Genomic DNA, 20204 nt, shown 5'->3' with positions numbered 1-20204 from the left:
GGGACATCGCCGAGGGGGCTTGACACCGCGCGCCGCAGGCGGTCAAGGGGCCTTTCGGCCCGGCGCTGCCGGGCGTCCACCGCCTACCGTCGAGACGACCCGGGAGGTGGGGCATGCGGCCGATCGAGGTGCACGACCTGCGGAAGGCATACGGTCAGGTCCGCGCCGTCGACGGCATCTCGTTCGAGATCGACCGGGGCGAGGTCGTCGCACTGCTCGGCCCCAACGGGGCGGGAAAGACGACGGTCGTCGAGATCATCGAGGGCCACCGCACGGCCGATTCCGGCACGGTGCGCGTGCTCGGCCACGACCCGGCGCGCCGCGAACGGGCACTGCGCGAGCGCATCGGGATCGTGCTGCAGGAGGCGGGGTTCGACGAGGACGCGACGGTCGCGGAACTGGTTCGCCTCCACCGCGACCTCTACCCGCGGCGGCTCGACGCCGCAGCCGTGATCGAGCTGGTCGGGCTCACCGCGAAGCGCTCGGCACGCGTGCGCACGCTCTCGGGCGGTCAGCGACGCCGGCTCGACCTCGCGCTCGGGCTCGTGGGCGATCCCGAGGTGCTCTTCCTCGACGAGCCCACGGTCGGCTTCGACCCCGAGGCGCGACGCCAGGCCTGGTCGATCGTGCGGGACCTGCGTGCGACGGGCACGACGATCCTGCTCACCACGCACTACCTCGACGAGGCGCAGCACCTCGCCGACCGGGTGGCGGTCGTCGTGGCGGGCCGCCTGGTGGCGCTCGGCCCGCCCGCGGAGCTCGCGGCGCGCGGGCGCTCGACGGTCATCGAGTTCCGCTCGGCCGAGGGCGCCGACGTCACGACGCTGCCCGACGCGCTGGGGGACGGCGCGAGGGTCGAGCGCGACGGCGCGGGATGGCGCGTGACCACGGAAGACACGACGCGCGCGCTGCACGCGATGACGGGCTGGTCGATCGAGCACCGGGTCCCGCTCGACGCGATCGAGGTGCGCCGGCCGACGCTCGAGGACGCCTACCTCACGCTCGTCGGGGAGCGCGCCGTGCATGCCGGGGCCGATGAGGCGGTACCGACGTGACGCTGCCCCCTGAGGCATCCGCCCGCGGGACGGGCATCCCCCTCGACGACGCAGGCCGTGCGGGTTCGCTCGATCTCCTCGTGCATCGCAGCGCGCACGTGTTCAGGTCGCTGTGGCGCGCGCGCACCGCGTTCGTGTTCACGTTCGGCCTGCCCCTCGTGTGGCTCGTGCTCATCGGCATCCTCGCCGGCAATGAGGTGATCGACCCGTCGACCGGCCTGCGGGTCATGCAGTACGCCACGCCGACCGCGCTCGCGATGGGCTGCCTGTTCGCGACGCTGCCCTCGATCGCGATCGGCGTCGCCGAGGACCGCGAACGGCTCGTGCTCAAGCGCCTGCGCGGCACGCCGTTGCCGGGGTGGGCGTACGTCGCGGGGCAGCTGGTCGCGGTCACCGTGCTCGGCGCCGCCGCGGTCGCGGTGGTGCTCGCCGTGGCCGTCGTCGCGTATCGCGTGACCGTGCCGGCCGACGCCGTCCTGCCCCTCATCGTGACCGTCCTCGCGGGGCTCGCCTCGTTCAGCGCACTCGGCATCGCGATCGCGTCGCTCGCGCCGTCGGCCCGCGCGACCGAGGCCCTCACGGTCGGCGCGGCCGTCGTGCTCTCCTTCATCTCGGGCGTGTTCGTCATCGGCGGCGCGCTGCCGCAGTGGCTGGACGACCTGGCGTGGATGCTCCCGCTCAAGCCCCTGGTCGACTCGCTGCAGGAACTGTTCGACCCGTTCGACGACGCTCCCGTGTGGAACGTCCGCAACCTCGCGATCATCACCGCGTGGGGCGCCGCGGGGGCCATCGTCGCCGCGCTGGCCTTCCGCTGGGAGCCCCGTCTGCGCTCGCGACGCCGCGGCGCGGACAGCGCGGATGCCGCGTCGGTTCTCGTCCATCCCGCGACCGCTCGCGCTCCCCTCGGTGCGCCGGCGCCCCGCGAGCGCCGACCTCCGACCTCCGCCTCGCGTACCGCCGGCCAGTTCGCGGCCGCACTCCGCTCGACCGTTCGGCGTCCGGGCGACCTCTTCTTCGCGGTGGCGATCCCGGTCGCGCTGCTCTGGCTGCTCGTCACGCTGCAGGGCGGCGGCGAGCGCGACGGCGTCCCGATCGTCACGTCGACGGCGGCCGCGATGTGCGCCTGGGGCGTGGGCGTCGTCGCGTTCATGAACACCGCCGACTGGGTGGCGCGTGCCTCGGAGCGAGGCCTGCTCACGCGGCTGCGCGGGACGCCGCTCTCGACCGCCGAGATCGGCGCGGGCCGCACGCTGGCCGCGCTCGTCGTCGGCTGGGCGATCGCTGCGACGCTGCTCGTGGTCGGCGCGCTCGCGTTCGACCTGCGCACGACCGCGGCGGGCGTGGCGCTCGGCGCGGGCGTGATCGCGCTCGGCGTGACGGCACTGGCCGCCTGCGGGCTGCTCCTCGCGACGGCGGTGCCCGACGCGCGTGCGGCGGGCGCCGTCGCACTCATGATCCTGTTCGTCATGGCGTTCTTCTCCGACGTCTTCGTCGTCGGCGGGCCCGATTGGATGCGCGCGATCGGGAACCTCTTCCCCCTCGCCCACGTGCGGGTGGGCCTGCTCGAGGCGTGGCGGCCCGACGGCCCCGTGGTCGCCTGGTGGTCGCTCGCGATCCTCGCGGCGTGGGCGGTCGGGGCCGCCGGAGCCACCTGGCTCCTGGTCAGGCTGCGCGGTGCGGCGTGGTCGGCGACCGCACCGCGCCGAGCGCGTCGGGTCGTCGAGAGCGCGGCGACGGCGCGCGGCGACCTCAGTCGCGCGCGGCGCCGATGAGCCGCTCGAGCCATCCGGTCGCGGTGACCTCGGGGCTGTCCTCGCCGAACTCGAGCGCGTGCGCGCGCATGCGCTCGCGCCCCGCGGTGAGGTGCGCGACGGCGTGCGGATGGCGCAGTTCGGCGCCGGGCACGTGCCGCAGCACGGCGAGCGCCAGCGAGTACCGGTCGAGCCCGTTCATGCGGAGCATGTCGAACGGCGTCGTCGTGGTGCCGCGCTCGCGGAACCCGTGCACGTGGAAGCCGCCGTGGTTCGGCTGCCGGTACGCGAGCTGGTGGATCAGCGACGGGTACCCGTGGAACGCGAAGACGACGGGCGCGGCATCGGTGAACACCGCCGAGAACTCGTCGGCCGGGAGCCCGTGCGGGTGCTCGTCGGGCGAGCGGAGCCGCATGAGGTCGACCACGTTGACGACGCGCACGCGCAGCTCGGGCACGGCCTCGCGGAGCAGGTCGACCGCGGCGAGCGCCTCGAGCGTGGGCACGTCGCCGGCGGCCGCGACCACCGCGTCCGGCTCGCGGCCCTCGACTTCGGTGCCCGCCCACTCCCACACGCCGAGCCCGCGCTCGGCGTGCGCCCGGGCGGCCTCGAAGGAGAGATAGGACGGCTCGGGCTGCTTGCCCGCGACGATCACGTTGACGTGGTCGCGCGAGGCCAGGCAGTGCTCGGCGACCGCGAGGAGGGTGTTCGCGTCGGGCGGGAGGTAGACGCGCACGACCCCGGGCCCCTTGTTCACGACGAGGTTCAGGAACCCCGGGTCCTGGTGCGAGAAGCCGTTGTGGTCCTGCCGCCACACGTGCGAGCTCAGCAGGTAGTTCAGCGACGAGACCGAGCGACGCCACGGCACCTCGTCGGCGACCTCGAGCCACTTCGCGTGCTGGTTGAACATGGCGTCGACGATGTGGATGAAGGCCTCGTACGAGGCGAGCAGGCCGTGCCGCCCCGTCAGGAGGTAGCCCTCGAGCAGCCCCTGGAGCAGGTTCTCGCTCAGCACCTCGATCACGCGGCCGGTGCGGCCGAGGCGGATGTCGACGGGCAGCCGCGCGGGCATCCACTGCGTCGAGGTGACCTCCCACACCGCGTCGAGCCGGTTCGAGGCGGTCTCGTCGGGGCCGAACAGCCGGAAGTCGCGCGGGTTGGCGCGCATCACGTCGGCGAGCCACCGGCCGAGCACGCGGGTGGACTCGACGGTGGCGCCCGGCGCGACGCGGTGGGCCGCGGCATCCGGAAGCACCGGGTCGCGCCGCAGCTCGCCGCCGTTCGCGGCCGGCGTCGCGCTCATCCGCGCCGCCCCGCGAGGTCGGTGTGCATCGAGCTCGGGCACCGGGGCGCCGGTGGCGGTGAAGAGTTCCTCCGGCCGGTACGAGCGCATCCACTCCTCGAGCAGCCGCAGGCGGGCGGGGTCCTCGCGGACGCGCTCGAGCGGCACCTGGTGCGCGCGCCAGGTGCCCTCGATCGGAACCCCGTCGACCTCGCGCGGTCCCGTCCACCCCTTCGGGGTGCGCAGCACGATCATCGGCCACGCGGGCTGCGGCCCGTCGGGGTCGCCCGCGTGCTCGGCCCGGATGCCGTCGATGCGGTCGAGCGCGTCGTCGAGCGCGCTCGCGAACGCCTCGTGCACCGTCATCGGGTCGACGCCCACCTCGCCCTCGACGATCGTCGGCGTGTACCCGTACCCGCGGAACAGCTCGATCAGCTGCGATTCCGGCAGGCGCGCGAGGATCGTCGGATTCGCGATCTTCCAGCCGTTGAGGTTGAGGATCGGCAGCACCGAGCCGTCGGTGGTGGGGTTGAGGAACGCGTTCAAGTGCCAGCTCGCGGCCAGCGTGCCCGTCTCCGCCTCGCCGTCGCCCACCACGCACGCGACCACCCGTTCGGGCGCGTCGAGCGCCGCGCCGTAGGCATGCGCGAGCGAGTAGCCGAGCTCGCCGCCCTCGTGGATCGATCCCGGCGTCTGCGGCGCCGCGTGCGAGGGCACGCCGCCCGGCGTCGAGAACTGCCGGAACAGCGCGGTCATGCCGGCCTCGTCGAGGGTCACCGCCGGATACCGCTCGCTGTAGGTGCCCTCGAGCCACGCGTTCGCGAGCATCGCCGGCCCGCCGTGCCCGGGCCCGGCGACGAACAGCGCCTGCAGTCCGCGCTCGCAGATCGCGCGGTTGAGGTGCGCCCACACGAGGTTCAGCGCCGGCGCGGTGCCCCAGTGCCCGAGCAGCCTCGGCTTGATGTGGCCGGGTTCGAGCGGATGGCGCAGCAGCGCGTTGTCACGCAGGTAGATCTGCCCCGCGCTGAGGTAGTCGGCCGCGCGCCACCACCGGTCGACGGCGGCGAGCTCGTGCGTCACGCCGCGGTCCACCCCGCTGCCTCGCCCTCGGCCGTGGCGTTGGGCACCACGATGACCGGTCCGGCGAGGTTCATGAGCAGGTCGGTGTTGGTCCGGCCCAGCGGCAGGAAGCCCTCATCGAGCACCCGGCGCCCGGTGACGGTCAGCACCGCGCGTCGCGAGATGCCGATGAGCGCGCCGGAGGCCGGATCCGACGTGGCGCGCACCTCGATCGACAGGCCGGGGTGCACGGCCGACGCGATCGCCGCCGCCCGCTCGCCGATGTTCGAGCGCGCGGGGTCGCCGTCGGCGGCCCGGACCAGGACGAGCGGCTCCCCCAGCCGGCTCGCCTCGTCCGCGGCGAAGCGGACCGCGTCGTCGCTGTCCGCTCCGTCGGCCACCCCGACGGCGACCCCGCTTCGCCCCCGCCATGAGGTGACCGGGACCACCGCGCTGGGGACGGTGGACACTGCCGCCAGCTGCAGGCTCCGGGACCCCAGGGCATGCCCGTGGAAGTAGCCGACCTTGTGCGTCCCTACCGCGACCAGGTCGGCGTCGCGCGCCGCCTCGGCGAGCGCGAGCATCGGACTCCCCACGGAGATCACGCTGCGGAACTCAGTGCCCGCACCGAGGTCGCGCGCGAACGCGAGTTCGCGTTCCGCTCGCTCCTCGGCGGTGCTGCGCAGTTCAGCGAGCGCCGAGCCGCCGACGGACCCCCATCCGTCGTCGACCACCATGACGAGGGTGACGTCGTCGCGCGTGCTGCGCGCCCGATCGACCGCCCAGGTGAGCGCGGCCCGGCTCGCCACGCTGCCATCGGCTCCCACCAAGATCGTCATGGAGCAAGCATCCGGTGCGAGCCGTCCGAGTGCGGGGCCTTTGGTCCCTCGCACCCCCACGACACGCCGGGTGGTACAGTGCAGCCAAGCCTGTGATGAGGGGGAGACATCACTCATTCGTCGCCGCTGTCGTTCCCCGAGGGGCCGCGCGTCGAACTCGACCGAGCCCTGCGGGATCTCGTCGAGCGCGCCGACGAGGTCATGCGCACGCAGGGCCGACTCCGCGCCCTCCTCGGTGCGACCCAGGCCGTCGTCGAGCAGATCGAGCTCTCCGAGGTGCTGCGCCGGATCGTCGAGGCCGCCGTCGAACTCGTCGACGCCCAGTACGGCGCGCTCGGCGTGCTCGCACCCCAGGGCGGGCTCGAGGAGTTCATCCACGTCGGCATGCCCGACGACGCCGTGCACCGGATCGGCCACCTGCCCGAGGGGCACGGGCTGCTGGGCGCCCTGATCGATCACCCCGACCCGATCAGGCTCGAACGGATCGCCGACGACAGCCGATCGGTCGGGTTCCCCGAGGGGCACCCCCCGATGAGCAGCTTCCTCGGCGTGCCCGTGCGCGTGCGCGACGAGGTGTTCGGCAACCTCTACCTCACCAATCGACGGCACGGGGAGTTCTCCGACGAGGACATCGAGCTGACCTCCGCGCTCGCGGCGGCCGCCGGCGTGGCGATCGACAATGCGCGCCGGTTCACCGAGGCGCGCATGCGCGAGGCGTGGGCCGCGGCATCCGCCCAGGTCGTCTCGACCCTGCTCACGACGTCCGACACGGAGGGCACGGCGGCGTTGATGGCCGACGAGCTCGCGGTGCGCGGCGCGGCCGACCGCATCGCGGTGCTCGTTCCCGACGAGGAGGACCCGCACACGCTGCGCGTGCGCGAAGCGCGCGGCCTCGACGCCGACCGCATCGCCGGTGCGGCCGTGCCGTTCGACCGCACCCTCGCGGCGGTCGTGCTCGAGGGCGGCGACACCCGCGCCACGCCGGGCGGCCGTACCGACGGCCTCGCCGATGCGCTCGCACTCGAGGACTCCGGGCACTTCGGTCCCGTGCTGTTCACGGCGATCCGACGGGCCGGCGTGCCGCGCGCGGTCATCGCGGCCGGGCGCCGACCGGGGATGCCGCACTTCACGCCCGCCGAGATGCGCATCGCCGAGGACTTCGCCGAGCGCGCATCGCTCGCGCACGAACTCGCCGGAGCCCGCGAGGCCCAGCAGCGGTCGGTGCTGCTGGAGGATCGGGCGCGGATCGCGCGCGACCTGCACGACCACGTGGTGCAGCAGCTCTACGGCGCCGGACTCGACCTGCAGGCGGTCGCCGCGACATCCGAGGGCCCCGGAATCAGCCGGATCGAGTCGGCCGTCGCCGCGATCGACGACGCGATCGCGCAGGTGCGGACCATCGTGTTCGCGCTGACCCCGCGCGCCGACGGCACGCCCACACTGCGGCACCGGGTGCTCGACCTGGCCGCTTCGGCGTCGAGCCGACTGCCGCAGCCCGTGTCGGTCGCGTTCAGCGGACCCGTCGACCTCGTCGCCGACGGACGACTCGCCGACGAGCTCACCGCGTCGGTCCGCGAGCTCCTGTCGAACGTGGTGAAGCACTCCGGGGCGGCCTCCGTCCAGTTGAGCGTGCTCGCCCTCGACGGCACGGTGACCGCGGTCGTCATCGACGACGGCCACGGCATCGGCGTGACCGCACGACGCAGCGGGCTGGAGAACCTGCGGGTCCGGGCCGAACGGCTCGGGGGCAGCTTCGATGTCGACACCGGGCCGCGCGGCACCCACGCGCGCTGGTCCGTCCCCTCAGTACCCGCCCCGAAGGAGTGAACTCCCCCATGACCCGCGTCTTCCTCGTCGACGACCACGAGATCGTGCGCCGCGGCGTCGCCGAGCTTCTCGAGCGCGAACCCGACATCGAGGTGGTCGGCGAGGCCGGCACCGTCGCGCAGGCGCTCGCGCGCATCCAGGCGACCGACCCCGACGTCGCCCTCCTCGACATGCGACTTCCGGACGGCGACGGCATCGACCTGTGCCGCGAACTGCGGTCGCGCCATCCGGAGCTCGCCTGCCTCATCCTCACCGCGTACGACGACGACGCCGCCGCGATGTCAGCCGTGCTCGCCGGCGCGTCGGGCTACGTGCTGAAGAACGTGCGCGGCACGACCATCGTCGAGGACGTGCGCGCGGTCGCGAAGGGCCGCTCCCTGATCGACCGCTCGCTGACGGCGAAGGTCGCCGAGCAGGCGAAGCGCGAGGACCACGACGACCCCCGGTTCACCGCGCTCAACCTGCGCGAGCGGCAGGTGCTCGCGCTCATCGCCGACGGGCTCACCAACCGGCAGATCGGCGAGAAGCTCGGCCTGGCCGAGAAGACCGTCAAGAACTACGTGTCGGGGCTGCTCTCCAAGCTCGGGTTCGAGCGGCGCACTCAGGCGGCGATCTACCAGCTGGAGCGCCGCAACGGCGAGGCCGTCTGACCCCGACTCCGGTCGGCGAGACCGAAGGTCCGCCGCACTGGTCGAGGAAGCCGTCTCGAGATCCTCCGCGCCCATCGGGAATGATCCCGGCCCGAGACCCGTTCCATCCGGTATAGTTGTATCTACAAGTAATGACGGGAGAACCGGAATGGACGAGCGCATCCTCAACCCCGCGACCTCGATGGGTGCGGTCACGTTGCGCGTCGGCGACCTCGAGGGCATGTCGGCGTACTACTCGAACGCCTTCGCGATGGAGCCGCTCGAGGAGCAGAGCCGCGGCCCCGAGGTGCATCGCGTGCTCGGCCGGGGGACCACCCCGCTCGTCCGCCTGATCCACACGCCGGGCCTGCCCGGCGTCGACCCGCGCCAGTCTGGCCTCTTCCACACGGCGTTCCTCTTCGACGACAAGGCGAGCCTCGCGGCGACCGTCCTGCGCGCCGCCCAGGACCCGCGCAGCCGTTTCGTCGGATCGAGCGACCACCTCGTGAGCGAGGCCTTCTACTTCACCGACCCCGAGGGCAACGGCGTCGAGCTCTACACCGACCGCGACCGAAGCACCTGGATCCACGACGGCGAGCAGATCCGCATGGCCACCATCCACCTCGACCCGAACGAGTACCTCCGGCAGCACCTGACCCAGGCGGCGGTCGACGCCGGCCCCGCGCTCGTGGGCAGGGTCGGCCACGTGCACCTGCAGGTCGGCGACCTCGCCGCGGCGAGCGCGTTCTACGTCGACGCGCTCGGCTTCGAGACCACGCAGGCCGGGTACCCCGGCGCCGTGTTCGCGTCGGCCGGCGGGTACCACCACCACGTCGCGATGAACACGTGGAACAGCCGCGGCTCGGGTCCGCGCGCCGCGAGCCTCGGGCTCGGCGACGTCTCGGTGACGGTCCCCGGGCGCGACGACCTCGACGCGCTCACGACGCGGCTGCGGGCACGCGACCTGCAGTACGCCGACACCGGCCGCGCGGTGACGGTCGCCGACCCGTGGGGCACGCAGGTCACGGTCGCCCTTCCCGACCTCACGACCGAGGAGCTGCTCGCGCGATGACCCTCGTCGACCTGCGCTCGACCGACTTCCGGGCGACGGATGCGACGCCGCCCGCCGCGGTCGCCCTGCTGCTGCACGGCTTCGGCTCGAACGAACGCGACCTCGCCGGGCTCATGCCGATGCTCGGCCTGCCGCTGCCGTGGGCGTCGCTGCGGGCCCCGCTCCCGGCCGGCCCCGGCGCGGCCTGGTTCCAGATCACGACGCCGGGCAGCCCCGACGCGGCCCCGGTCGAGGCCGCGACCGCGTCGATCTGGGCCTGGATCGACGAGCACCTGGATGCCGCGACCCGCGTCATCCCGATCGGCTTCTCGCAGGGCGGCCTCATGGCCACGCAGCTGCTGCGGACCCGCCCCGAGCGCGTGCTCGCGCCCGTCGTGCTCGGCGGCTTCGTGCTCGGCGAACCGCAGCCGGCCGACGCCGAGCTCGCGACATCCCGGCCGCCCGTGTTCTGGGGCCGCGGCGCCGAGGACCGCGTGATCGCCCCGCACGCGATCGCCCGCACGAGCGAGTGGCTTCCCGCCCACTCGACGCTCGTCGAGCGCGTCTACCCCGGCCTCGCGCACGGCATCAGCGCCGACGAGCTCGCCGACGTCCGCGCCTTCCTCCAGACCCACCTCCCGCCGGTCGAGTAGCTCGCGCCACCCTCCTCACCGCCGAGCGCCGCCGAGCGCGTGTATTTCCGGCCAGCGCGGGTGCGAACGCGATTGCGCTCGACGGAAGTACACGCGCTCGCGGCACGGAGGGCGCGCCGGCGTCGGGGGTGCGGCGTAGGCTGCGGACGTGAGAGCGGATGGCGCGGCCTGTACCGCGATCGACGAGCGCGGCCCGTGCGGCGCGCCCGCCGACCTGCGTGCGCCGCTCTCGCTGTGCACGACGCACCTGCTCGCGGCGTACGACTGGGTCGCGCGCGAGGAGGGCGTGACCGACGTGCTCCCGGGCGCGTGCCTCGTGTGCGGCTCGCGCGTCGGCGTGCGACATCCGTCGGGCTGGGTGTGCGCGGTGTGCGAGTGGCGGCTCGGCGACGTGCCCGACGTCGACGTCGCCCCGCCACGCGTCGACGTCGTGTACTACGTCCGCTATCGCGAACGCGTCAAGATCGGCACGTCCTCGAACCCGCGGCAGCGGCTGGCGGTGATCCCGCACGACGAGGTGCTCGCATTCGAGCGCGGCGGCCGCACGCTCGAGCAGCGCCGGCACGCCGAGTTCGCGGCATCGCGCTGGGAGGGTTCGGAATGGTTCCGGCTCGACGAGCCGGTCATCCGGCACATCGCCGAGCTCGCCGCCGGCGTCGAGAACCCGTGGGACCGCTTCGAGCGCTGGCGCAGCGAGGAGCTCGCGCGCCGCGCCTGACGCCCGAGCCGTCCCTCGCGTCCTGCCCGCTTCGGCGCACCCGTCCACCTCAGCGCACCCCACGCGCCCGGCACCACCCCACCGAACCCGGCGAGAGTATGCCGAACGTCGGCGAGCGCGGCGCATGCACGTCGATCGACATACTCTCGCCGAGCCGGATGGCGCGGCCGACAGCGCGGCGCCAGCCGCGCCACGAGCCACAGACGGCGGCGGCGCCGCGGCGGATCAGCGCTTGGGGTGGCGCGGTTTCCGGTACGGCGTGTCGTCGTCGCGCGGCGCGCGGTCGGCGCGCTCGTCGTCGTCGCGGCGACGCGGTGAACGCTCGTCGCCGTACTCGCGCGGGCGGCGGGCCGGGCGGCGGTCGTCGTCCCACGACCGGCGGCGCGGCCGCCCCGAGTCGGGCTGCAGCTCGATGAGCTGGCCCGAGATGCGCGTTCCGGCGAGCCGGTCGAACACGTCCTGCGGCAGGTCGGCGGGCAGCTCGACGAGCGAGAAGTCCGACTTGATCTGGATGGCGCCGAAGTCGTCGCGCTGCAGGCCGCCCTCGTTCGCGAGGGCGCCGACGATCTGGCGCGGCTGCACGCGCTGGCGCTTGCCGACCGAGATGCGGTACTGCGCCATGGGCCCCGCGTTCGGGCGCCGGCGACGCTCTGGGCGCTCGCCGCGCTCACCGCGGTCACCGCGGTCGGCCCGGCCGCCGCCGTCGCGATCCCGGTCCCGGTCGAACCGATCGCGCACGGGCCGCTCGGGCTCGGGCTCGAGCAGCAGCGGCGACTCGCCCTGCGCGACCACCGCGAGCGCGGCCGCGACATCCGTCTCGGGCACGTCGTGGTGGCGCACGTAATGGGCGATGATGTCGCGGAAGCCGTCGATGCGCTCGGACTGACCAAGCGCCGCGGTGATGCGGTCGTCGAAGCGCGCGAGGCGGGTCACGTTGACCTCGTCGACGCTCGGCAGCTGCATCTGCGTCATGGGCTGCTTCGTGGCCTTCTCGATGCGCGCGAGCAGGCCGCGCTCGCGCGGGGTCACGAAGCTGATCGCGTCGCCCGTGCGTCCGGCGCGACCCGTGCGGCCGATGCGGTGCACGTACGGCTCGCTGTCGGTCGGGATGTCGAAGTTGACGACATGGCTGATGCGGTCGACGTCGAGGCCGCGCGCCGCGACATCCGTCGCCACCAGGATGTCGAGCTTGCCGCTCTTGAGCTGCTCGACCGTGCGCTCGCGCTGCGCCTGCGCGATGTCGCCGTTGATCGCGGCGGCCTCGTAGCCGCGCGCGCGGAGCTTCTCGGCGAGTTCCTCGGTGACGTTCTTCGTGCGGACGAAGATGATCATGCCCTCGAAGTTCTCGACCTCGAGGATGCGCGTGAGCGCGTCGACCTTCTGCGCGTACGAGACGACGAGGTAGCGCTGGGTGATGTTCGCGGAGGTCTGGGTCTTCGCCTTGACCGTGATCTCCTCCGGGTCGTGCAGGTACTGCTGCGACATCCGACGGATCGAGGCGGGCATGGTCGCCGAGAACAGCGCGACCTGCTTGGTGTCGGGGGTGTCGGCGAGGATCGTCTCGACGTCCTCGGCGAAGCCCATCTTGAGCATCTCGTCGGCCTCGTCGAGCACGAGGTACTTGAGCTCCGAGAGGTCGAGCGTGCCCTTGTCGAGGTGGTCCATGATGCGGCCGGGCGTGCCCACGATGATGTGCACGCCGCGGCGCAGCGCCGACAGCTGCACGCCGTAGCCCTGCCCGCCGTAGACGGGGAGGATGTGCACGTTCTTCAGGTGCGCGGCGTACCGCTCGAACGCCTCGCAGACCTGCAGCGCGAGCTCGCGGGTGGGCGCCAGGACGAGCGCCTGCGGGGTCTTCTGCGAGACGTCGAGGCGCGCGAGGATCGGGAGCGCGAACGCGGCCGTCTTGCCGGTGCCGGTCTGCGCGAGGCCGACCACGTCGCGGCCCGCGAGCAGGGTCGGGATGGTCGCCGCCTGGATGGCGGAGGGCGTCTCGTAGCCCACATCGTCGAGGGCCTTGAGGACCGGGCCCTCGAGCCCGAGGTCGGCGAACGTCGTGCGAGGGGGCTCGGCGGGAGCCTCGGCCTCGACGGGAGCATCGACGGAAGTCACGCTTCAGGGTAGTCCGCCTGCCTGTGAAGGTGCGGATGGCGCGGAGCACGGCCCCCGAGGGGCGCCAAGTGTGCGCCATCCGTCGCCCGATCGCAAGGGGTTGGACGTGCCATCCGGGCTTCGGAACAGTGGATGGCTCGTGACCGCACCCGAGAGAAGGAGGAAGACATGCTGACCCTCACCGATACGGCGAGCACCGTCGTGAAGGAGATCGTCGACCGCAGCGGCGCGCCTGCCGGGTCCGGCCTCCGCATCGACACCGAGAGCGATTCGCGGACCGAGTTCGCGGTCGAGATCGCCCCGGCGCCGAAGGAGCGCGACGCGATCGTCGAGCAGGCGGGGGCGCGCGTCTACCTCGCCGAGGATGCCGCGCAGGCGCTCGACGACAAGACGCTGGACGCCCACCTGGACGAGGACGGACGCGTCGCGTTCGATATCCTCCCCCAGCGCAGCTGACCAGCCCGAGACGGCGGCTCGGTGACCTGTCCCCGGGTCGTCGCCTGCTGGACGGACGTGGCGGCGCCCCGGGTTCCGGCCCGGGGCGCCGGCCCGTGCACCGGTCGGGCCCACCGGCCCCCGCCCCCCGGCCCCCTGGCCTCCGGCCCACTGACCCCTCGGTCCGTCGGTCAGGTCCAGGAGCGGATGCCGCGGGCCGTCCAGTACGCGGCCGGCTCCTCGGCGAGGGCGGCGAGCGCCGAGGCATCCGTCGCCGGGCCGCGTGAGGCCAGGTTGGACTCGAGCTGGCTCGGCGTGACCGCGCCGGAGAGCACGGCGTCGACCCACGGCTGCGCGCGGGCGGCGCCGATCGCGAACGCGTCGAGCGACTGACCGTCGGCCGCGGCGAGCCTCGCGGCCTCCGCGACCCGCTCCACCGGGTCGCCCGCGGACGTGAGCCGCCCGTTCGCGACGGCCTCCTTGACGACGACGAACCAGCCGGCAACGTGGGCGCGCGCGAGCGCCGGCCCGGCCGACGGTTCGAGCAGGTTCCACGTCGCCTGCACGACCGTGAACGGCGAGTCGGCGAGCGAGCGCGCCGCATCGAGCGCGTCGCCCTGCGCAGGCCCGCTCGTCGAGATGCCCACGCGCACCCCGGATGCCGCGAGCTCGCGCAGCGCATCGAGCAGCGCGGCGTCGGCCAGCGCCGAGCTGTCGGGCGTGAGCGAGTGCACGAGGTATAAATCGGGCGCGCCGCCGAGCGCGGCGAGCGTCTCGGGCCACTGCCGGCGGAACATCGCGAGCGAGTGCTCCTTGCGCTCGTGCACGTCGGCGTCCATGCGCCACTCGCCCACGTAGTCGTAGCCCCACTTCGACTCGATCGTGAGGGCGTCACGGCGGGCGGGGTCGGCGGCGAGCCACGACCCGAGGAACTCCTCGGCGCGCCCGTACGAACGAGCGGCGTCGATGAAGCGGATGCCGCGGTCCCACGCCGCGTCGAGCATCGTGTGAGCACGCCACCGCATCGCCGGAACGCTCCGGTCGGCGCCGAGCGCGGCGTCCCGCCCCTCGGTGATGTACGCGGGCCGGCCGAGCGCGGCGAGGCCGAGTCCGAGCGGGGCGAGGGTCGTACCATCCGTCACCCTCGCGAGCCTACGCGGGAGCCCGGCCGGCCCGACTTCGACGTAGTGTAGAAATCATGGCTCGCACCGCACTCGCGCTCCGGCTGCTGCTTCCGGCGTTCCTCATCGGCGCCATCACGGCGATCTCGTTCCTCGAGGCGCCGCTGAAGTTCCAGGCGCCGGGCATCACCATCCCGCTCGGGCTCGGCATCGGCCGGCTGGTGTTCACGGCCCTGAACGTCCTGACCGGCGTCGTGCTCGCGGCGCTCACGCTCGTGAGCCTGCGCCCGCGGGCCGGGCGCCCGTCGCTCGTGCTGCTCGGCGGCGTCTGGCTCGTCTACCTCGTCGAGGTCGCGATCATCCGCCCGGTGCTCAACCGGCGCAGCGACCTCGTGATCGCGGGTTCGGAGGCGCCCGGCACCGACTGGGCGCACTACGCCTACATCGCGGCGGATGTCGCGGTGCTCGCGCTCCTCGTCGCACTGATCGTCGTGACCGTGCGCGAGGTCGTGCCGGCGCGTGCCGCCGACGCGCCGGAGCGCGTCGCGGCCTGACGCCGTCAGTACAGGTCGAGTTCGCGCCCCGCGCGCTCGACCTCGCGCATGCGGGCGGATGCCGCGTCGCCGAGCCGCTCCGAGCACTCGGCGATCACGGCTTCGACGAGCGCGAGCACCGGGGTCATCGCGTCGAACGCCGACGGCGAACCGGTCTCGCTCGGGAGCACCACGTCGGCCTCGCTCGAGATCGGCGAGAGCCAGGCATCCGTGAACAGCAGGACCGACGCGCGTCGCGCCTTCGCCGCCGCGGCGAGCCGGCGCGTCGGCTCCTCGTACCGGCGGTAGTCGAAGAGCACGAGCACGTCGCCGCGGCGAAGGTCGGCGATGGCCTCGACGCGGCCGGCGTCGTGCTCGGGCAGCGAGGCGACTCCGGGTCGGATCAGCTGGAGGTGCTGGGCGAGGAAGCGCGCCAGCAGCCCCGAGAACCGGCCGCCGCCGACGAGCACCCGGCTGCGCGGCGCGCACAGCAGCTCGACCGCCCGCTCGAACTCGTCGGGCGCGAGCGCGCCGAAGGTGCGCTCGAGGGTCTCGCGGGTGATCGACGCGGCCCGCGCGAGCCCGGATGCCTCGCCCGCATCGGGCTCGCCGTGGCGGCGGTCGTACAGCTCGATGGGCGACGCGGAGCGCTCGTCGAGGTCGTCGCGCAGGGCCTGCTGGAAGTCGGGGAAGCCGCGGTAGCCGAGCCGGTTGGCGAACCGCAGCACCGTGGGCCCGCTCACGCCGGCGCGCGCCGCGAGCTTCGCGACGGTCTCGAAGCCGGCCGAGGGGTACGACGAGAGCAGCACCCGCGCGACCTTCCGCTCGGCCGGGCTGCACTCGGCCATGCCACGCCGGATCGCCTCCGCCATCGGAATGGATGCCTCAGCCGCGCTCATCACCGCCTCCTCCGCACTCACCGTACCGACTCGCCCTCCGCGATGGCGACGACGAGCCCGGCGAGGAGCGCGACCCGATCGGGCGCGCCGGCGAGGTCGAGCCACTCGTCGACGCCGTGGTCGCCGCCGCCGACGGGCCCGAGCCCGTCGAGCGTGGGCACGCCGAGGGCCGCGACGAAGTTCGCGTCGGACGCACCGCCGGTGGCCGCGACCTCGAACCCGAGCCCGAGGCGGGCGCCGGTGCGCCGCGCGATCGCCGCGAGCCGGTCGGTGGCATCGCGCTCGAGGGGCGGGCAGACGTCGAGGCGCGTCACGCCGATCCGGGCGCCGTCGACGAACGGATGGCGCGCCCGCTCGTCGATCGCGTCGAGCGCCCCGACCAGCTCGGCGAGGCCGTCGGCGCGCACCTCGAGGTGCAGCTCCGCCGACTCGGGCACGATGTTCGGCCGCGAGCCGGATGCCACCCGGCCGACGTTCACGGTGAGGCCCGGCCGCGAGCCCGACAGGGACTGCACGTCGAGCAGGAACCGGGCCGCCTCGACCGCGGCGTTGATGCCGCGCTCGGGCTCGACGCCCGAGTGCGCCGCTCGCCCGTGGATGCTCACGAGCACGTCGGCCACGCCCTTGCGGGCGCCGACGAGGTCGCCGTTCTCGCGTGCGCACTCCAGGCACAGCGCGGCATCGGCGCCGCGCGCCGCATCGGCCAGCAGTTCGCGGCTCGCCGGTGAGCCGACCTCCTCGTCGGGCGTGAGGACGAGCACGAGCTCGCCGTACCCGTCGTATCCGACGGCGTCGAGCACGCGCGCGGCCGACAGCCCGGCCGCGATGCCGGCGCCGTCGTCGCACACACCCGGCCCGTAGGCGCGGTCGCCCTCGACGCGGAACGGGCGCTCGGCCGCGGTCCCGACGGGGAACACGGTGTCCATGTGCGCGAACAGCACCACCCGCGACGCCCCGCTGCCCCGGCGGCGACCGATCACGACCGGACCGTACCGCCGACCGTCGCGCAGCGGCGTCGGCAGGGTCTCCACGTCGAAGCCGTCGCCGACGAGCGCGGCCGCCGCCCAGGCAGCGACGCGCTCGACGCCCTCGGCGTCGTGCGAACCCGAGTCGATGCCGACGAGGTGCGCGAGGTCGTCGCGGAAGCGGTGATCGAGCGCGTGCGCGGTGCGGCGGAGCTCGTCGGCGCTCGGTGCCGCGCGCGCGGCGACATCCGCTCGACCGGTTCGGCTCGGCACCGGCGGCGTGGTGACGGCGTCCGCCACCTCAGAGCACCTTCGAGAGGAACGCGCGGGTCCGCTCCTCGCGCGGGTCGCCCAGCACCTGCGCGGGCGCGCCCGACTCGACCACGACCCCGCCGTCCATGAACACGGCCACGTCGCCGACCTCGCGCGCGAAGCCGATCTCGTGCGTGACCACGATCATCGTCATGCCGGACTCGGCGAGTCCGCGCATGACGTCGAGCACGTCGCCGACGAGCTCGGGGTCGAGGGCCGACGTGGGCTCGTCGAAGAGCATGACCTCGGGCTCCATCGCGAGCGCGCGCGCGATGGCGACGCGCTGCTGCTGGCCGCCCGAGAGCTGCGCCGGGTACGAGCCCGCCTTGTCGGCGAGGCCCACCTGGTCGAGCAGCCGCATCGCCTGCTCCTTGGCCGCCGATCGCGACCGGCCGGCGACCTGCGTGGGCGCCTCGATCACGTTCTCGAGCGCGGTCTGGTGCGGGAAGAGGTTGAAGCGCTGGAACACCATGCCGACCTTGCGGCGTTGCGCAGCGACCTCCTTCTCGCGGAGCTCGTACAGCCGGCCGTTGCGCTCGCGGTAGCCGACGGTCTCGCCGGCGACGCGGATCATGCCGGCGTCGATCTGCTCGAGGTGGTTGATGCAGCGCAGGAACGTCGACTTGCCCGAGCCCGACGGACCGAGGAGGCACACGACCTGGCCGCGCTCGACCGACATCGTGATGCCCTTGAGCACCTCGAGGTTGCCGAACCGCTTGTGCACCTCGACGGCCTCGACCATGGGGCGCTCGGCGGTCGCGCCGAACGGGGCGGCCTGGGGGACGGTGGCGGTCATGAGGCCGACTCCTTCTTCGCGTCGCGCTTCCCGCGGGCGGGCAGCGAGATGCTCTGCGTGAACGTCGACACGCGCGAGCTGATCGTGGGCCGGGCCGCGTTGAACCCGCGGCCGTACCGGCGCTCGAGCCACATCTGCGGGATCGAGAGGATCGAGGTGAGCGCGAGGTACCAGATCGCCGCGACCAGGAGCAGCGGGATGATCAGGTAGTTCTGCGTGTACGCCTCTTTGATGTTCGACATGAGGTCGTCGCCGGCGACCACTGCGACCAGCGACGTGCTCTTCAGCATGGTGATGGTCTCGTTGCCCATCGGCGGGATGATCACGCGCATCGCCTGGGGCAGCACGATCCGGCGGAGGGTCTTCGCGGGCGACATGCCGAGCGAGTGCGCGGCCTCGGTCTGGCCGGGGTCGACCGACTGGATGCCGGCGCGCACGATCTCGGCCGCGTAGGCCATCTCGTTGAGACCCAGCGCGAGCAGCGCGGCGACGGTGGCGGGGATGAGCTGGCTCGTCTCGAACGACCAGAACTCCACCGACGTGAACGGGATGCCGACGACGATCTTGGGGATGAACGCGCCGATGAAACCCCAGAAGATGAGCTGCAGCAGCAGCGGCGTACCGCGGAACACCCAGATGAAGAGCATCGCCGCGACCGAGAGCACGGGGTTCGGCGAGAGGCGCATCACCGCGACGACGATGCCGCCGAAGACGCCCATGATCATGGCCGCCACGGTCAGCCAGATGGTCACGATCACGCCGTTGAGGGTGAGCGGCTTGAACAGGTACTCGCCGACGACATCGAGCCTGAGGTTCGGGTTCTGCAGGATCGAGTACAGCGACCCGATCCCGATGGCCAGCACGAGGACGGCGGCGATCCAGCGCCCCGGGTGGCGGACGGGCACGGCCTCGATGGGGCCCGGGCGGGCGGCGCCCGAAGGACCCGAGGGCCCTGCGGGCGCCGCCGTGGCTGACGGCTGCGTTGCGGTCATGGGTGGTGCGTTTCCGTTCGGTCGGGCGCGCGAGGCCTACTTGGCCTCGGCGGCGCCGTTGATCGTGGCCTCGTCGATGCCGATGCCGGTGACGCCGTACTCGTCGAGGATGGCCTCGTAGGTGCCGTCGTCGATGAGCGACTGCAGCGCGGCCTGGATCGCCTTCGCGAACTCCTCGTTCTCCTTCAGCACGCCGATGCCGTTGAGCGTGGCCTCGTAACCGTTGGGGGCCTCGGGGTCCTCGACGACTTCGAAGGTGCCGCCGTCGTTCGCGGTCTTCGCGACGTAGCCGGCGCTCGGCTTGGTGAGGAGGGACGCGACGGCCTTGCCGCTCGTGATCGCGAGCTGGGCGTCGGCGTCGGACGGGAACTCGGAGAGCTTGATCGGGTCGAGGCCCTCGGCCTCGCACTCGCCCTGCCACACGCCGGTGGCGAGGTCGACCTGGTTCGTCGCGGCCTGCACCGCGACCTCCTTGCCACACAGGTCGAGGTAGTTCTCGATGCCCTCGGGGTTGCCGGCCTCGACGAGGATGCCGGTGCCCGACGCCGAGTAGTCGATGAACGTGAGCACGTCCATGCGCTCCTCGGAGGAGGTGAGCGCGGCCATGACGACGTCATACTTGGCGGCTTGGAGGCCCGGGATGAGGCCGTCGAACTCCTGCTGGCTGAACTCGAAGTCGACGCCGAGCTTGGCGCCGATGGCGCGGCCGAGGTCGACGTCGACGCCGGTGAGCTCGTCGGAGCCCTCCTCGACGAACATCTCGAACGGCGCGTACGGGGCGTTCGTCGCGACCTCGACGGAGCCGGCCTCGGCGATCTCCTCGGGGAGGAGCTCGGCGGCGGCCTCGTCGACCGTGATGGTGACGCCGGCGATCTCGAGGCCGTCGGAGGCGGCGGCGCTGTCGTCGCCCCCGGTGCTCGTGCCGGTGCACCCCGCGAGGAGGAGCGCGCCGGAGAGGGACGCGGCGACGATCGCCGTGCGGGTGGCGGGAGTGGGGATCTTCATGGGGTTCCTTCTGATCGCTGCGATGGGATCGGTGCAGGACCGAGTATGTAACATCCGTTCCGAAATGACCAGAGTTTTATCTGTTTGTAATGAACGGAGGGCGCGTCGCAGGTCTCTGTCATCTTCGCACGGCGCGCAATCCGGCCTCTTCCGCGCTGACGTATCGTGCA

The 20204-nt window shown here is 73.2% G+C and carries 18 protein-coding genes; 9 read left to right on the top strand and 9 right to left on the bottom strand.

What is annotated here, in order from left to right:
* Nucleotides 1–113: 113 nt before the first annotated feature.
* Both JOD46_RS03975 and JOD46_RS03970 read left to right on the top strand, forming a co-directional pair.
* Nucleotides 114–1055: an ABC transporter ATP-binding protein gene (locus tag JOD46_RS03975; RefSeq protein WP_204391828.1), complete on the top strand. Its 942-nt coding sequence runs from the start codon at nucleotides 114–116 to the stop codon at nucleotides 1053–1055.
* Entirely contained in the window at nucleotides 1052–2827 is a 1776-nt protein-coding gene (locus JOD46_RS03970; protein WP_204391827.1) for an ABC transporter permease, read from the top strand. Before JOD46_RS03975 ends, JOD46_RS03970 begins: the two co-directional genes overlap by 4 nt.
* Here the strand turns inward: JOD46_RS03970 and JOD46_RS03965 are convergent.
* Together JOD46_RS03965 and JOD46_RS03960 are read right to left on the bottom strand one after the other, a co-directional pair.
* A complete protein-coding gene (locus JOD46_RS03965; protein WP_307834900.1) occupies nucleotides 2805–5168 on the bottom strand; it encodes a phosphoketolase family protein in 2364 nt (787 codons plus the stop codon). The two genes, JOD46_RS03970 and JOD46_RS03965, sit on opposite strands and share 23 nt — an antisense overlap.
* Complete coding sequence (locus JOD46_RS03960; protein WP_204391825.1) at nucleotides 5165–5986, bottom strand: universal stress protein; 822 nt, start codon at nucleotides 5984–5986, stop codon at nucleotides 5165–5167. Before JOD46_RS03960 ends, JOD46_RS03965 begins: the two co-directional genes overlap by 4 nt.
* 201 nt (nucleotides 5987–6187) lie before the next feature.
* Here JOD46_RS03960 and JOD46_RS03955 point away from each other — a divergent pair, with 201 nt between their 5' ends.
* The 5 genes from JOD46_RS03955 to JOD46_RS03935 all read left to right on the top strand — a co-directional run bounded on the left by JOD46_RS03955 (nucleotide 6188) and on the right by JOD46_RS03935 (nucleotide 10864).
* Nucleotides 6188–7813: a GAF domain-containing sensor histidine kinase gene (locus tag JOD46_RS03955; protein WP_239562573.1), complete on the top strand. Its 1626-nt coding sequence runs from the start codon at nucleotides 6188–6190 to the stop codon at nucleotides 7811–7813.
* An 8-nt stretch (nucleotides 7814–7821) separates the two neighbouring features.
* Nucleotides 7822–8463 carry a response regulator gene (locus JOD46_RS03950; protein WP_204391824.1) on the top strand — a complete coding sequence of 214 codons (642 nt, stop codon included), beginning with the start codon at nucleotides 7822–7824 and terminating at the stop codon, nucleotides 8461–8463.
* A 148-nt stretch (nucleotides 8464–8611) separates the two neighbouring features.
* Nucleotides 8612–9514, top strand: coding sequence for a VOC family protein (locus JOD46_RS03945; RefSeq protein WP_204391823.1), 903 nt, complete (start codon nucleotides 8612–8614; stop codon nucleotides 9512–9514).
* Nucleotides 9511–10146 carry an alpha/beta hydrolase gene (locus JOD46_RS03940; protein ID WP_204391822.1) on the top strand — a complete coding sequence of 212 codons (636 nt, stop codon included), beginning with the start codon at nucleotides 9511–9513 and terminating at the stop codon, nucleotides 10144–10146. The genes JOD46_RS03945 and JOD46_RS03940 overlap by 4 nt, the downstream gene beginning before the upstream one ends.
* Nucleotides 10147–10294: 148 nt before the next feature.
* Nucleotides 10295–10864: a GIY-YIG nuclease family protein gene (locus JOD46_RS03935; protein WP_307834899.1), complete on the top strand. Its 570-nt coding sequence runs from the start codon at nucleotides 10295–10297 to the stop codon at nucleotides 10862–10864.
* 225 nt (nucleotides 10865–11089) lie between these two features.
* On the opposite strand, the gene JOD46_RS03930 is transcribed toward JOD46_RS03935, so the two are convergent.
* A complete protein-coding gene (locus JOD46_RS03930) occupies nucleotides 11090–12976 on the bottom strand; it encodes a DEAD/DEAH box helicase (protein ID WP_204391820.1) in 1887 nt (628 codons plus the stop codon).
* 168 nt (nucleotides 12977–13144) lie between these two features.
* Here JOD46_RS03930 and JOD46_RS03925 point away from each other — a divergent pair, with 168 nt between their 5' ends.
* On the top strand, nucleotides 13145–13432 hold the full coding sequence (locus tag JOD46_RS03925) for a hypothetical protein (RefSeq protein ID WP_204391818.1): 288 nt from the start codon (nucleotides 13145–13147) through the stop codon (nucleotides 13430–13432).
* A 170-nt stretch (nucleotides 13433–13602) separates the two neighbouring features.
* On the opposite strand, the gene JOD46_RS03920 is transcribed toward JOD46_RS03925, so the two are convergent.
* A complete protein-coding gene (locus JOD46_RS03920) occupies nucleotides 13603–14553 on the bottom strand; it encodes an aldo/keto reductase (protein WP_307834898.1) in 951 nt (316 codons plus the stop codon).
* 56 nt (nucleotides 14554–14609) lie between these two features.
* Between JOD46_RS03920 and JOD46_RS03915 the strand changes: the two genes are divergently transcribed.
* A complete protein-coding gene (locus JOD46_RS03915; protein ID WP_204391816.1) occupies nucleotides 14610–15086 on the top strand; it encodes a hypothetical protein in 477 nt (158 codons plus the stop codon).
* Nucleotides 15087–15091: 5 nt separating this feature from the next.
* Here the strand turns inward: JOD46_RS03915 and JOD46_RS03910 are convergent, their stop codons facing one another.
* Genes JOD46_RS03910 through JOD46_RS03890 form a run of 5 tightly spaced genes read right to left on the bottom strand, consistent with a single transcriptional unit; the run spans nucleotide 15092 to nucleotide 20034 of the window.
* Nucleotides 15092–15964, bottom strand: coding sequence for a MurR/RpiR family transcriptional regulator (locus JOD46_RS03910; RefSeq protein WP_204391814.1), 873 nt, complete (start codon nucleotides 15962–15964; stop codon nucleotides 15092–15094).
* A gap of 17 nt (nucleotides 15965–15981) precedes the next feature.
* The gene (locus tag JOD46_RS03905; RefSeq protein ID WP_307834897.1) at nucleotides 15982–17229 is read right to left on the bottom strand and encodes a M20 family metallopeptidase; all 1248 of its coding nucleotides are present in this window, start codon (nucleotides 17227–17229) and stop codon (nucleotides 15982–15984) included.
* A 1-nt stretch (nucleotide 17230) separates the two neighbouring features.
* A complete protein-coding gene (locus tag JOD46_RS03900) occupies nucleotides 17231–18037 on the bottom strand; it encodes an amino acid ABC transporter ATP-binding protein (protein WP_275588131.1) in 807 nt (268 codons plus the stop codon).
* Entirely contained in the window at nucleotides 18034–19029 is a 996-nt protein-coding gene (locus JOD46_RS03895; protein ID WP_204391812.1) for an amino acid ABC transporter permease, read from the bottom strand. Before JOD46_RS03895 ends, JOD46_RS03900 begins: the two co-directional genes overlap by 4 nt.
* Before the next feature lie 36 nt (nucleotides 19030–19065).
* A complete protein-coding gene (locus JOD46_RS03890; protein WP_204391811.1) occupies nucleotides 19066–20034 on the bottom strand; it encodes an ABC transporter substrate-binding protein in 969 nt (322 codons plus the stop codon).
* Nucleotides 20035–20204: the final 170 nt, after the last annotated feature.

It is taken from the genome of Agromyces aurantiacus (genome assembly GCF_016907355.1).
Classification (GTDB): domain Bacteria; phylum Actinomycetota; class Actinomycetes; order Actinomycetales; family Microbacteriaceae; genus Agromyces; species Agromyces aurantiacus.
This window is presented reverse-complemented; position numbering and strand designations above follow the sequence as displayed.

Coding starts and splice junctions, on each gene's coding strand:
- JOD46_RS03950 (WP_204391824.1), top strand. CDS start 7,822: ATGACCCGCGTCTTCCTCGTCGACGACCACGAGATCGTGCGCCGCGGC.
- JOD46_RS03900 (WP_275588131.1), bottom strand. CDS start 18,037: ATGACCGCCACCGTCCCCCAGGCCGCCCCGTTCGGCGCGACCGCCGAG.
- JOD46_RS03940 (WP_204391822.1), top strand. CDS start 9,511: ATGACCCTCGTCGACCTGCGCTCGACCGACTTCCGGGCGACGGATGCG.
- JOD46_RS03890 (WP_204391811.1), bottom strand. CDS start 20,034: ATGAAGATCCCCACTCCCGCCACCCGCACGGCGATCGTCGCCGCGTCC.
- JOD46_RS03945 (WP_204391823.1), top strand. CDS start 8,612: ATGGACGAGCGCATCCTCAACCCCGCGACCTCGATGGGTGCGGTCACG.
- JOD46_RS03955 (WP_239562573.1), top strand. CDS start 6,188: ATGCGCACGCAGGGCCGACTCCGCGCCCTCCTCGGTGCGACCCAGGCC.
- JOD46_RS03915 (WP_204391816.1), top strand. CDS start 14,610: ATGGCTCGCACCGCACTCGCGCTCCGGCTGCTGCTTCCGGCGTTCCTC.
- JOD46_RS03895 (WP_204391812.1), bottom strand. CDS start 19,029: ATGACCGCAACGCAGCCGTCAGCCACGGCGGCGCCCGCAGGGCCCTCG.
- JOD46_RS03960 (WP_204391825.1), bottom strand. CDS start 5,986: ATGACGATCTTGGTGGGAGCCGATGGCAGCGTGGCGAGCCGGGCCGCG.
- JOD46_RS03910 (WP_204391814.1), bottom strand. CDS start 15,964: ATGAGCGCGGCTGAGGCATCCATTCCGATGGCGGAGGCGATCCGGCGT.
- JOD46_RS03975 (WP_204391828.1), top strand. CDS start 114: ATGCGGCCGATCGAGGTGCACGACCTGCGGAAGGCATACGGTCAGGTC.
- JOD46_RS03925 (WP_204391818.1), top strand. CDS start 13,145: ATGCTGACCCTCACCGATACGGCGAGCACCGTCGTGAAGGAGATCGTC.